Consider the following 12,329-nt stretch of genomic DNA (forward strand, 5'->3'; position numbering starts at 1 on the left):
AAGGGCGTGCCTCAGAAGCTCACGCCGGCAATGAGCATGATGTTGGCGTAGGGCGTGCATTCGCCCGTGCGCACGATGGCACGTGCCTTCGCGCTGCGGCGCTTGAACTCTTCGTGGGACACGGTTTGCGGCGCAATGCCGAGCGATTGCGGGTACCAGGCGGGCAGGGCCTTGGCGCCGTTCAGCGCTTCGTCCGCGACCACGATGCTTTCGACCTGCATCTCCGAAAGAACAGCTTGAAGCACATCGGTGAGCAGCGGCACGCCGCGTGTCACCGCAAGATCGATGCGCTTTGGACCGTCCGGAATCGGCAAGCCCGCATCGCCGATCACCAGCATGTCGCCATGGCCCATCGAGGCGATGACCTGGGAGAGTTCGGCGTTCAGCAGGGCGGTACGTTTCACAGGGCGATCCAGTCGGGAGGCAAGGGGCTCCGCAGCACGGCGTCGCGCTGCGGAATGGAGGGTTGGGCGCCGGGCTGCTGGATGCACAGCGCGGCCGCGCGGATGCCCAGGCGCACGGCGTCGTCGAACGATTGGCCTTCGCCCAGTGCAACAGCCAGCGCACCGAGAAAGGTGTCGCCCGCCGCGGTGGTGTCGACCGCCTGTACTTGCGGTGCGGGATGGTGGCGCGCCCCCTCGGTATCGATGGCCACGGCACCGCGCGCGCCGAGCGTGACGACCACGCGTGCGATGCCCCTGGCACGCAGGGCCTGGCCCGCCAGCGCCGCTTCCTGCGGGCTGTCGGCCGCCTGGCCGCACAGAGCCTGCGCCTCGATCTCGTTGACGACCAGTGTATCGATGCGTGGCCACAGCGGCTCGGCGATGGGCTGCACAGGCGAAGGGTTGAGCAGCACCTTGCAGCCTGCGTCATGTGCCACCGCGATGGCACGAGAAACCTGGTCGAGCGGCGTCTCGAACTGCGCCACCAGAAAGGCCGCGCCTTGCAGCTGTTGCCGCAGCACCGCCTCGTCGATCTCGACCTTCGCATTGGCGCCGGGGACGATCACGATGCGGTTTTGGCCGCCGTCTTCCACCAGGATCAGCGCCGTGCCGGTGGGCTCGGCAGCATCGGTGCGCAGCGCAGCGGTGTCGATGCCGTCGCGCAACAGCGCTTCGCGCAGCGCCTGGCCGTGCGCATCGTTGCCGACACAGCCGATCATTCCGACCTGCCCGCCTTCGCGTGCGCAGCTCACGGCCTGGTTCGCTCCCTTGCCACCGGGAATGTGCGCGATCGAGTGCCCCAGCAAGGTTTCACCCGCGGACGGCGCATGGGGTACGCGCAGCACGATGTCCATGTTCAGGCTGCCGAGCACCACGATGCGCGGCGGCTGCGGGGCGCCGGAAGAAGAAGGCTGCGAACTCACGGGGTGCGGGACTTTCGGTTGGCGGTGGGGGGCGCTTCCGCCAAAAGCGCGGGCGACGAGGGCGCGGCCGCCTCGCGGAAGCTGGCATGCCGCGCCGTCGAAGCGCGCACGCGCAACTCGGGCTGCAGCACCACCTTGCGTGCATCGCGCCGCTTGCCGCTCACGCGCTCCAGCAGCATGTCGACCGCCAGTGCGCCGATGCGTTCCTTGGGCTGCGCCACGGTGGTGAGCGGCGGACTGGTGTAGGCCGAGAGCTCGATGTCGTCGAAGCCGACGATCGACAGGTCGTCGGGCACGTGCACGCCGCTCTCATGCGCGGCGCGCAAGGCGCCGATCGCCATCAGGTCGTTGCACACGAACACGGCCGAGGGCGCCTGCTCGGTGCGCAGAATGGCGTGCATCGCCTCGTAGCCGCCCTGGCTCGTGAAGCCGCCGCGCCACAGCAGCACATCGGCGTTCGCGATGTCGGGTGTGGCGCCGGCTTCGGCCAGCGCGATGCGCCAGCCCTCGATGCGCTGCTCGCTCGGCATCACGCCGGTGGGCCCGCCGATGCAGGCAATGCGCTTGTGGCCGAGCGACAGCAGGTGCCGCACCGCGAGCAGGCCGCCCTGCATGTGGGCGGTCTCCACCAGGTCGCAGGCCGGGTCGGCAATTTCGCGGTCGACCAGCACCGTGGGAATGCGCAGGCCGTGCAGCTGGGTGACGAGCGAGTCGTCGTCGCCGGCGCCGGTCGACACCACGATCAGCCCGTCGATGCGGCGCTCGGCCAGCACCTGCAGGTAGACGCTCTGGCGGCGGGGCTCGTCGTCGGTGTTGCACAGCACCAGCGTGTAGCCGGCGCCGAAGCAGCGGTCTTCCACGATGCGCACGATCTCGGCAAAGTACGGGTTCGAGCTGTTCGGAATCAGCATGCCGAGCGTCGAGGTGGTGTTGCTCTTCAGGCTGCGCGCCATGGCGTTGGGCACGTAGCCCAGTTCGCGAATCGCTTCTTCGACGCGCTCGCGGCCCTTGGCGCTCACGTGGCGCGTGTCGTTGACCACGTGCGAAACGGTGGTTACCGAAACCCCGGCGCGCAGCGCGACGTCCTTGATGGTGGCCATGGCGTGTTCTCCCTTTTTTTGCGGCTTTAGGTCAGGCGGCGATCGGCCCGGCGCTGGCGCAAGGTGTCGATGATCACCGCAACCACGATCACCGCGCCGGTGATGATGCGTTTGCTCGGCTCGCTGGCACCCACCTGTGCGAGGCCGGCCTCGAGCACCGCGATGATCAGCACGCCGAAAAAGGTGTTGACCACCGAGCCGCGCCCGCCCATGAGGCTGGTGCCGCCGATGACCACGGCCGCGATCACCTGCAGTTCGATGCCGACGCCCGCATTGGGGTCGGCCGCTTCGAGCCGCGCCGACTGCATCAGCCCCGCGAGCCCGGCCAGGAGACCGGTAGCGGCGAACACGATGATGCGGATCGGCCGCGGGTCGATGCCCGCGAGCCGCATGGCTTCTTCGTTGGTGCCGATGCCCACCACATGCCGGCCGAAGACCGTGCGCGTGAGCACCAGCTGGCCGACGACCACCAGCACCACCGCGAGCACGAAGGCGGCGGAGATGCCGCCGACCCAGGGTGCGGCCAGGCCCGAAATGGCGTCGCCCACGTACTGCGTGCGCGAATCGGTCACCAGGTAGGCGCCGCCGCGCACCGCTTCGAGCATGCCCAGCGAGACGATGAAGCTCGGCAGCCGCCATGCGACCGATACGGCGCCCGTCACGGTGCCGCACACCAGCCCGGTCGCGAGGCCGAGGGCCGCGGCCACCGGCACCGACAGCTTCCACTCGAGGATGGCTGCGGCGGTCACCGCGGCGCTGAGGGCCAGCACCGAGCCCACCGAGAGATCGATGCCCGCGATGATCAGCACGAAGGTCATGCCGACGGCCATGACCGCCAGCGCGGGGATTTCGTTGGCAATGGAAATGAAGGTTTCGCGCGTGAAGAAGTATTCGCTCAGCGTGCCGAAGAGCGCGACCATGCCCACGAGCACGATCGTCAGGCCGAGGTAAGTGCCCAGTTGGCCCTTCAGAGCGGAGGGCGGGGCGGATGTGGCAGCGGCTGCGTTCATGGTGTGTCGGCGGAGGCCGGTTGGGCCGTATTCGAATCGGAAGTGGCGGGTTCCGCCGCCAGGGGCGTCGGGATCGCCGATGAGGTGGCGCGTCCCGCCGCGTCGCTGAATGCGGCGGCGAGCAGCGATTGCTCGCTCCACTGGCCGCGCTCGAACACCGCGACCAGCCGGCCGGCGCTCATCACGCCGATGCGGTCGCACATGGCCATCAGCTCGCGCAGGTCGCTCGACACCATCAAGAGCGCCTTGCCGGCGTCGGTCATGCGGTCGAGTTCGGCATACAGATCGGCGCGCGCACCGACGTCCACGCCGCGCGTGGGCTCGTCGAGCAGCAGCACCTTGCATTCGCGGTGCAGCCAGCGCGCGAACACCACCTTCTGCTGGTTGCCGCCGCTCAGCGTGGCCACCGGCTGCTCGATGCTGCGCGAGCGGATGCGCAGCAGCTCGACGAGCCGCCTGGCAATGCTGCGCTCCTTCGCGCGCTGCAGCCAACCGGCGTGCGAGATGGCGCCCAGGTCGCTCAGCGTCGCGTTGACGCGAATCGGTTGCGTGAGCAGCAGCCCTTGCGACTTGCGGTCTTCGGTCACCAGGCCGATGCCGGCGCGGATGGCCTGCATCGGCGAGCGCCAGCCTTTGCGGGCGTGCTGCACCGGCTGCGTGGCGGCGATGCCGTCGTAGAGAAGAATGTCGCCGCGGTCCGCACGGTCGGCGCCGAACAGCAGCCGCACGAGTTCGGTCCGCCCGGAGCCGACCAGGCCGGCCAGCCCCATGACTTCGCCCGCGTGCAGATCGATGTCGACATCGCGCACGGCCTGCGCCCGGCCGATGCCGCGCGCACTCAGCAGCACCGGACCGGCCACACGGCGGTCGCGGCCCTCGTGCTCGTGCACCGCGCGGCCGACCATGCGCTGCACCAGTTCGGATTCGCGCACACCGGCCATGGCGCGCACGTCCACCAGCCGGCCATCGCGCAGCACTGCCACGCGGTCGGCAATGCGCTGCAGCTCTTCGAGACGGTGTGACACATAGACGATGGCCACGCCGCGCGCCTTCAGCAGGTCGATCTGCTCGAAGAGGTGTGCGGTTTCGCGCGGCGTGAGCATGGCGGTGGGCTCGTCGAGCACCAGCACGCGCGTGTCGTCCTGCAGGTTGCGCGCAATCTCGACCATCTGCTGCTGGCCGATGCCCAGCCGCGCCACGGGCGTGGCCGGGTCGATGTTCTGCATGCCGATCTTGGCGAGCTGACGCGCAGCCAGTTCGTGCAGCTTGCCGCGACGGATCCAGCCAGTCTGGTTGGGCAGCCGGTCGAGCAGCAGGTTCTCGGCCACCGACAGCGTGTTGACCAGCCCCAGCTCCTGCATGACCATGCGCACGCCCAGGCGCTCGGCATCGCGGCGCGATGCGGGCTCGAACGCCGCGCCGCCCAGCAGCATCCGACCGCGCGTCGGCTGCACCAGGCCGCAGACGATCTTCGACAGCGTGCTCTTGCCGGCACCGTTCTCGCCCGTAAGCGCGAGCACCTCGCCGGCGTGCAGGACCAGGGAGACGTCGTCGAGCACCGTCGCCGCGTAATCCTTGCCGAGCGCGCTCAGCGAGAGCACGGGCGTACTGCGATGTGCGTCAGTCACGCTGACCACCTCATTCCAGAAACACCGAGGAACCGGCTTCGCCGGGCCTCAGGTGTTGCCCCCGGTAGGGGGTTGGCGAAGCGACACGAAGTGCGCGAAGACTGGGGGCGAGCAACATTTATTTGGACGACTTGGTGACCAGCACCACGTCGGTCTTCACTTCGGCGGGCATGCTCGACTGCGGCTTCTTCTCGGCCAGCGCCTTTAGCGCGGTCTCGATGCCGAACACCGCCTGCTTGGCGGCGAACTGGTCGGCGGTGGCAAGCACGCGGCCGTCCTTGAGCATCGGCTTGATGGCGCCGATGTTGTCGTAGCCCACCACCAGCACCTTGCCGGTCTTGCCCGCGGCCTTGACGGCGGCCACGGCACCGAGCGCCATGCTGTCGTTGCCCGCGAGCAGCGCCTTGAGGTCGGGGTGCTCGCGCATCATGCCGGCGGCCACCGTGTTGCCCTTGTCGATTTCCCACTGGCCGGACTGCACGCCCACCACCGTCACATTGGCGGCCTTCATGGCGTCCTGGTAGCCGAGGGTGCGCTGCTGCGCATTGAAGGTGGTCGAAACGCCTTCGATGATGCCGACCTTGTCGCCGGCCTTCAGGCTCTTGGCGAGCTCGTCGCCGACCAGCTTCGCGCCGGCACGGTTGTCGGGACCGACGAAAGGCACCTGGATGCCCTTTTCCTTCAGCGCGGCGGCGTCGAACTGGTTGTCGATGTTGACCACCAGGATGCCGCGGTCGATGGCAGCCTTGACCACCGGCACCAGCGCCTTCGAATCGGCCGGCGCAATGACCAGCGCATTGATCTTCTGCGCCATCATCTGCTCGACCATCTTGATCTGGGCGGCCGTGTCGGTCTCGTCCTTGATGCCATTGGCCACCAGCGTGTACTCCGAGGCATGCGCTTTCTGGTGCGCCTTGGCGCCGTCTTCCATGGTGCGGAAGAACTCGTTGGCCAGCGACTTCATGACCAGCGCGACCTTCGGCTTTTCTTGTGCCAGGGCGGGCGAGGCGGCAAGGGCGCCCAGCAACGTCAGTGCGGCTGCGCTTTGCAGCGTACGGCGGGTGAACTTCATGGGTGTGTCTCCTGAGGGGTTGAGCGATGCGCCGGTCTGTGCCGGGGTGCCGATGTTACCCATCGAAAACGTTTGCGCAAACGTTTGCTAATCGGGTGTAACCCTGACGCGTCGCCGTTTTCACGCGCTCCGGAGCCCGCAAAAGCGCGGGGAGAAGCACGTCCTCTAAAATCCTTGGTTACCCAAGAGGACCCCCCATGAGTTTGCAATGCGGCATCGTCGGCCTGCCCAACGTCGGTAAATCCACCCTTTTCAATGCGTTGACCAAGGCCGGCATCGCAGCGGAAAACTATCCGTTCTGCACCATCGAGCCCAACGTGGGCGTGGTGGAAGTGCCCGATCCGCGGCTCGCCCAGCTCAGCGAGATCGTCAAGCCCGAGCGCGTGGTGCCGGCCATCGTCGAGTTCGTCGATATCGCTGGCCTCGTGGCCGGCGCCAGCACGGGCGAGGGCCTGGGCAACAAGTTCCTCGCGCACATCCGCGAAACCGACGCCACGGTCAACGTGGTGCGCTGCTTCGACGACGAAAACGTGATCCACGTGGCCGGCAAGGTCGACCCGATCTCCGATATCGAAGTGATCCAGACCGAACTCTGCCTGGCCGACCTGGCCACGGTCGAGAAGGCGCTGCACCGCCACACCAAGGTGGCCCGTTCGGGCGACAAGGACGCGCAGAAGCTCGTCGGCCTGCTCGAGCGCTGCCAGGCGGCGCTGAACGAGAACACACCGGTGCGCGCGCTCGAGTTCACGAAGGAAGAGCAGCCGCTGGTGAAGTCGTTCACGCTCATCACCGCCAAGCCCGCGATGTTCGTCGGCAACGTGGCCGAAGACGGCTTCGAGAACAACCCCTACCTCGACCGCCTGCGCGAATACGCGGCCAAGCAAGGCGCGCCCGTGGTCGCCATCTGCGCCAAGATCGAAGCCGAACTTGCCGAGATGGACGACGAGGACAAGAAGATGTTCCTCGCCGAAATCGGCCAGGACGAGCCCGGCCTGAACCGCCTGATCCGCGCGGCCTACAAGCTGCTGGGCCTGCAGACCTACTTCACCGCCGGCGTGAAGGAAGTGCGCGCCTGGACCATCCACATCGGCGACACCGGCCCGCAAGCCGCCGGCGTGATTCACGGCGACTTCGAAAAGGGCTACATCCGCGCCCAGACCATCGCTTTCGACGACTACATCGCCTACAAGGGCGAACAGGGCGCCAAGGACGCGGGCAAGATGCGTTCGGAAGGCAAGGAATACGTCGTCAAGGACGGCGACGTGATGAACTTCCTGTTCAGCTCCTGAGACTCCATCGGCTTCCAATCGGCGCTTGCAGGCGATGTAGCTCCGGCCATCTTCTGGCATGCTCCGCTGCAAAGAGGAGGTCGGATGCGGAGAGTCAAGAACATCGGCATGAATCGCGTGCGGGACGGGCGGGCGCCGAGCCGGACAACACCCGGAGCCTGCCATGACCGCCGGTGAATTCCTGCTCTACCAGACGGAGGATGGCCGCACTCGCGTGGAGTGCCGCTTCGCCGATGAGACGCTCTGGCTCTCGCAGGCGGGCATGGCCGCGCTGTTCCAGACCAGCAAGCAAAACGTCGCCAAACACCTGAAGGCCATCTTTGCGGAAGGCGAACTGGACGCCGATTCAGTTGTCAACCAGTGGTTGACAACTGCCGCCGATGCCAAGGCGTACGGGTGGCGCACAACTGATATCGAAAACTCCAGCAACCACTCGCAACTGCTCAATTCACATGCTCACCGTCCACCACCTCAACAACTCACGTTCGCAGCGCGTGCTGTGGCTGCTCGAAGAACTCGCGCTGCCTTACGAAATCGTTCACTACCAGCGCGATCCGAAAACCATGTTGGCGCCCGCTTCGCTGCGGGCCATTCATCCGCTCGGCAAGTCGCCGGTGGTGACGACGAGGGACGGACTCACGCTGGCGGAATCGGGCGCGATCATCGAGACGGTGATCGAGCGCTACGGCAACGGCCGGCTGGCGCCCGCGGCGGGCACGCCCGAGGCGCTGCGCTACCGCTACTGGCTGCATTTTGCCGAGGGCACGGCCATGTCGCCGCTGCTGATGAAGCTGGTGTTCGACAAGATCGAGAGCAGCAAGATGCCTTTCTTCGTGAAGCCGATTGCGAAGATGATTTCGGGCAAGGCCAAGGCGGCCATCGTCATGCCCAACATCGAGAGCCACCTGAATTTCATGGAAGCCGAGCTCGGCAAGAGCGAGTGGTTTGCCGGCAGCGAATTCACGGGCGCCGACATCCAGATGAGCTTTCCGGTCGAAGCCTCGCAGGCGCGCGGCGGCCTCGACGCAACGCGGCCCAGGCTCATGGCCTACCTGGAGCGCATCCATGCGCGGCCAGCCTACCGGCGCGCGCTCGAACGCGGCGGCCCCTACGGCCTTTTGAGCTGAAGGAGTCGGGCTTCGCGTCTTTCGCGCGGAGAGCGCTGCGCACGGCCCCCGGAAGCCGGGCGGCGGCTACCCCGGAAAGATATAGAGCAGCGCGACGGTCATGCACACATAACGCAGGAACTTGCCGATGGCCATGTACCCCAGGCATGGCCAGAACGGCAGCTTGAGCCAACCCGCGACCGCGCAGAGCGGATCGCCCACGATCGGCAGCCAGCTCAAGAGGCAGGCCTTCGGGCCGAGCCGCTCCAGCCAGCTCAATACGCGCACATGATGTTTCGAGTGCGAGTATTTGTCTGCGACCTTGTGGGCGCCGTAGCCGATCCACCAGTCGACTGCGCCGCCCAGCGTGTTGCCCACTGTCGCCACGACGATGGCCGACCAGAACATGTCGGGATTGAGCTTGAGCAAGCCGAAAAGAATCGGCTCCGAGCCCACCGGCAGCAGCGTGGCCGAGACGAAGGCCGCGATGAACAGCGTGGAGAGTCCGAACTGCGGAAGCGCGAGTAGCGCGAGGAGAGCGTCGAGCCAGGCTTGCATAAGGTGAAATGGGTCGACGCAGTATAGGTAGCCCGCTTCGTCCGTCGGGTCGGAGAAGGCGCCGCCGAAGGCTGGTGTTTACGCCTGTACCGCAGGCGCAAATCGTTTCAGTCACCGAAATCGCGCGTGGCTACAATCGTGCCTCATTTTTCAGCAGCCGAACTCGCGACGCTTTCTCCTCCATGACCTTGCAGATCGGCACCCACACGCTGGAAAACCGCCTGTTCGCCGCGCCCATGGCCGGCGTGACGGACCGGCCGTTCCGCATGCTGTGCCGCGAACTCGGCGCCGGCTATGCGGTCAGCGAGATGGTCACCTCGCGCAAGGAGCTCTGGAACACGCTCAAGACATCGCGCCGCGCCAACCACGACGGCGAGCCCGGCCCCATTGCGGTGCAGATCGCCGGCACCGATGCGGCCATGATGGCCGAGGCCACGGTCTACAACATCGAGCGCGGTGCGCAGATCATCGACATCAACATGGGTTGCCCGGCCAAGAAGGTCTGCAACAAATGGGCCGGGTCGGCGCTGATGCGCGACGAGCCGCTGGCGCTGGAAATCGTGCAGGCCGTGGTCGATGCGGCGCAACCTTTCAATGTGCCGGTCACGCTCAAGATGCGCACCGGCTGGAGCGAAGAGCACCGCAATGCGGTCAAGCTTGCGCGCGATTTCGAATCGGCCGGCGTGCAGATGCTCACCGTGCACGGCCGCACCCGCGAGCAGGGCTACAAGGGCCGCGCCGAGTACGACACCATTGCCGCCGTGAAGGCCGCGGTGCGCATTCCCGTGGTGGCCAACGGCGATATCCGTTCGCCCGAGAACGCGCGCGACGTGCTCGCGGCCACCGGCGCCGACGCGGTGATGATCGGCCGCGCAGCCCAGGGCCGGCCCTGGATCTTCCGCGAGATTTCTCATTTCCTGGCAACGGGTACGCATCTTGCGCCGCCTCTTGTCGTCGAGGTCCGCCGCTTGCTGCTCGATCACCTGGTGGAGCACTACGCGCTCTATGGCGAGTTCAGTGGCGTGCGCACCGCGCGCAAGCACATCGGCTGGTATGTGCGTACGCTTCCTGACGGCGAAGCCTTCCGCGCGCAGATGAACGTCATCGAAGACTCCGTTGCGCAACTGCGTGCGGTGGGCGATTATTTAGACGGGTTGGCGGACCGCATGGACCGCATGCCCGTGTACCAGGCGGCCGAAGAGCTGTCCGGTGAAGAGGAGGCGGCTTGCGCCGCTGATTGAGAGAGAAGAAGAGAAGAAAAAGCATGAGCAAGAAACACATCGAGGACTGCGTTCGCAACAGTCTGGACAGCTACTTTCGCGATTTGCGCGGCACCGAGCCCGACGGCATGTACGAGATGCTCGTGCGCGTGGTCGAGAAACCCTTGCTCGATGTCGTGATGACGCGCGCCGAAGGCAATCAGTCCAAAGCCGCGCAATGGTTGGGCCTGAATCGCAACACGCTTCGCAAGAAGCTGGTTGAACACAAACTTTTGAAATAACTACACGGCATATTCCATGGCCCAGACCGCACTCATCTCCGTCTCCGACAAAACCGGCATCCTCGAATTCGCGCAAGCGCTGCATGCGCTGGGCATCAAGCTGCTGTCCACGGGCGGCACCGCCAAGCTGCTGGCCGATGCCGGCCTGCCGGTGACCGAAGTCGCCGACCACACCGGTTTTCCCGAAATGCTCGACGGCCGCGTGAAGACGCTGCATCCGAAGATCCACGGCGGCCTGCTCGCGCGCCGCGACCTGCCCGCGCACGTGGCGGCCATCAAGGAACACGGCATCGACACCATCGACCTGCTGATCGTTAATCTCTATCCGTTCGAAGCCACGGTGGCCAAGGCGGGCTGCACGCTCGAGGACGCGATCGAGAACATCGACATCGGCGGCCCGGCCATGGTGCGCAGCGCCGCCAAGAACTGGAAGGACGTCGGCGTGCTGACCGACGCCTCGCAGTATCCCGTGGCCCTGGCCGAGCTCCAGGCCGGCGGTAAGCTCAGCGACAAGACCAAGTTCGCGTTCTCGGTGGCAGCGTTCAACCGCATCGCCGACTACGACGGCGCCATCAGCGACTATCTTTCCGCCATCGATTTCGACGCCAGCATCGGCCAGCCTTCGCCCACGCGCTCGCTGTTCCCGGCGCAAAGCAATGGCCGCTTCGTCAAGGTGCAGGACCTGCGCTACGGCGAGAACCCGCACCAGCAGGCGGCGTTCTACCGCGACCTGCATCCGGCACCCGGCTCGCTCGTGTCCGCGAAGCAGCTGCAGGGCAAGGAGCTCAGCTACAACAACATCGCCGATGCCGACGCGGCATGGGAATGCGTCAAGAGCTTCGACGTGCCCGCCTGCGTGATCGTGAAGCATGCCAATCCTTGCGGCGTTGCGGTTGGTAAGGACGCGGCCGAAGCCTATGGCAAGGCCTTCAAGACCGATCCGACCTCGGCCTTCGGCGGCATCATCGCGTTCAACCGCCCGGTCGATGGCGAAACCGCACAAGCCATTGCCAAGCAGTTCGTCGAAGTGCTGATGGCACCGGGCTACACGCCCGAGGCGCTCGAGGTGTTCCAGGCGACCAAGGCCAAGCTCAACGTGCGTGTGCTCGAAATCGCATTGCCCAAGGGCGGTGCCAGCGACTGGGACAACGGCCGCAACGCGATGGACGTCAAGCGCGTCGGATCGGGTCTCTTGATCCAGACCGCCGACAACCACGAGCTCGCGGCAAGCGACCTCAAGGTGGTCACGAAGAAGCAACCCACGCCCGAGCAGCTGCAAGACCTGCTGTTCGCCTGGAAGGTTGCCAAGTACGTGAAGAGCAACGCGATCGTGTTCTGCGCCGGCGGCATGACCATGGGCGTGGGCGCGGGCCAGATGAGCCGCCTCGATTCGGCGCGCATTGCAAGCATCAAGGCCGAGCATGCGGGCCTGTCGCTCAAAGATACGGCCGTGGCGAGCGATGCTTTCTTCCCGTTCCGGGACGGGCTCGACGTGGTGGTCGATGCCGGCGCGAGCTGCGTCATTCAGCCCGGCGGTTCGATGCGCGACCAGGAAGTGATCGATGCCGCCGACGAGCGTGGTGTGGTCATGGTGCTGTCGGGCGTGCGCCACTTCCGCCACTGAACGCCAACGCCCCGTGCGCCCGTCTGGGCGAAGGCCGGGCTGCTCGCCAGCGTTTCGCTGGCGGACAGCCCGGCC

At 66.3% G+C, this 12,329-nt stretch carries 12 protein-coding genes; 5 read left to right on the top strand and 7 right to left on the bottom strand.

What is annotated here, in order from left to right; translation table 11 throughout:
• Positions 1-11: 11 nt before the first annotated feature.
• The 6 genes from rbsD to QFZ42_RS00675 all read right to left on the bottom strand — a co-directional run bounded on the left by rbsD (position 12) and on the right by QFZ42_RS00675 (position 6,176).
• A complete protein-coding gene (gene rbsD, locus QFZ42_RS00650; RefSeq protein WP_307699096.1) occupies positions 12-404 on the bottom strand; it encodes a D-ribose pyranase in 393 nt (130 codons plus the stop codon).
• Positions 401-1,366, bottom strand: coding sequence for a ribokinase (gene rbsK, locus QFZ42_RS00655; protein ID WP_307699097.1), 966 nt, complete (start codon positions 1,364-1,366; stop codon positions 401-403). The genes rbsD and rbsK overlap by 4 nt, the downstream gene beginning before the upstream one ends.
• Positions 1,363-2,466, bottom strand: a complete 1,104-nt coding sequence (locus QFZ42_RS00660; protein WP_307699098.1) for a LacI family DNA-binding transcriptional regulator — start codon at positions 2,464-2,466, stop codon at positions 1,363-1,365. The genes rbsK and QFZ42_RS00660 overlap by 4 nt, the downstream gene beginning before the upstream one ends.
• 26 nt (positions 2,467-2,492) lie before the next feature.
• On the bottom strand, positions 2,493-3,476 hold the full coding sequence (locus tag QFZ42_RS00665; RefSeq protein ID WP_307699099.1) for an ABC transporter permease: 984 nt from the start codon (positions 3,474-3,476) through the stop codon (positions 2,493-2,495).
• On the bottom strand, positions 3,473-5,104 hold the full coding sequence (locus tag QFZ42_RS00670; RefSeq protein ID WP_307699100.1) for a sugar ABC transporter ATP-binding protein: 1,632 nt from the start codon (positions 5,102-5,104) through the stop codon (positions 3,473-3,475). The genes QFZ42_RS00665 and QFZ42_RS00670 overlap by 4 nt, the downstream gene beginning before the upstream one ends.
• Positions 5,105-5,222: 118 nt before the next feature.
• Positions 5,223-6,176 carry a sugar ABC transporter substrate-binding protein gene (locus tag QFZ42_RS00675; protein WP_307699101.1) on the bottom strand — a complete coding sequence of 318 codons (954 nt, stop codon included), beginning with the start codon at positions 6,174-6,176 and terminating at the stop codon, positions 5,223-5,225.
• Between the two features lie 197 nt (positions 6,177-6,373).
• Between QFZ42_RS00675 and ychF the strand changes: the two genes are divergently transcribed.
• Both ychF and QFZ42_RS00685 read left to right on the top strand, forming a co-directional pair.
• Positions 6,374-7,465 carry a redox-regulated ATPase YchF gene (gene ychF, locus QFZ42_RS00680; RefSeq protein ID WP_307699102.1) on the top strand — a complete coding sequence of 364 codons (1,092 nt, stop codon included), beginning with the start codon at positions 6,374-6,376 and terminating at the stop codon, positions 7,463-7,465.
• Between the two features lie 452 nt (positions 7,466-7,917).
• On the top strand, positions 7,918-8,592 hold the full coding sequence (locus QFZ42_RS00685; protein WP_307699103.1) for a glutathione S-transferase: 675 nt from the start codon (positions 7,918-7,920) through the stop codon (positions 8,590-8,592).
• Between the two features lie 66 nt (positions 8,593-8,658).
• Here QFZ42_RS00685 and QFZ42_RS00690 read toward each other — a convergent pair whose 3' ends face one another.
• Entirely contained in the window at positions 8,659-9,129 is a 471-nt protein-coding gene (locus QFZ42_RS00690; protein WP_307699104.1) for a YqaA family protein, read from the bottom strand.
• A gap of 182 nt (positions 9,130-9,311) precedes the next feature.
• On the opposite strand from QFZ42_RS00690, the gene dusB reads away from it, so the two are divergent.
• From dusB to purH, 3 genes are read left to right on the top strand one after another with little or no spacing between them, the layout of a single operon-like run.
• On the top strand, positions 9,312-10,370 hold the full coding sequence (gene dusB, locus QFZ42_RS00695; RefSeq protein WP_307699105.1) for a tRNA dihydrouridine synthase DusB: 1,059 nt from the start codon (positions 9,312-9,314) through the stop codon (positions 10,368-10,370).
• A 23-nt stretch (positions 10,371-10,393) separates the two neighbouring features.
• Positions 10,394-10,630, top strand: coding sequence for a Fis family transcriptional regulator (locus QFZ42_RS00700; RefSeq protein ID WP_028259705.1), 237 nt, complete (start codon positions 10,394-10,396; stop codon positions 10,628-10,630).
• Between the two features lie 16 nt (positions 10,631-10,646).
• Entirely contained in the window at positions 10,647-12,254 is a 1,608-nt protein-coding gene (gene purH / locus QFZ42_RS00705; protein ID WP_307699106.1) for a bifunctional phosphoribosylaminoimidazolecarboxamide formyltransferase/IMP cyclohydrolase, read from the top strand.
• Positions 12,255-12,329 lie beyond the last annotated feature (75 nt).

Origin of the sequence: Variovorax paradoxus, from assembly GCF_030815855.1 — a bacterium.
Lineage (GTDB): Bacteria > Pseudomonadota > Gammaproteobacteria > Burkholderiales > Burkholderiaceae_C > Variovorax > Variovorax paradoxus_M.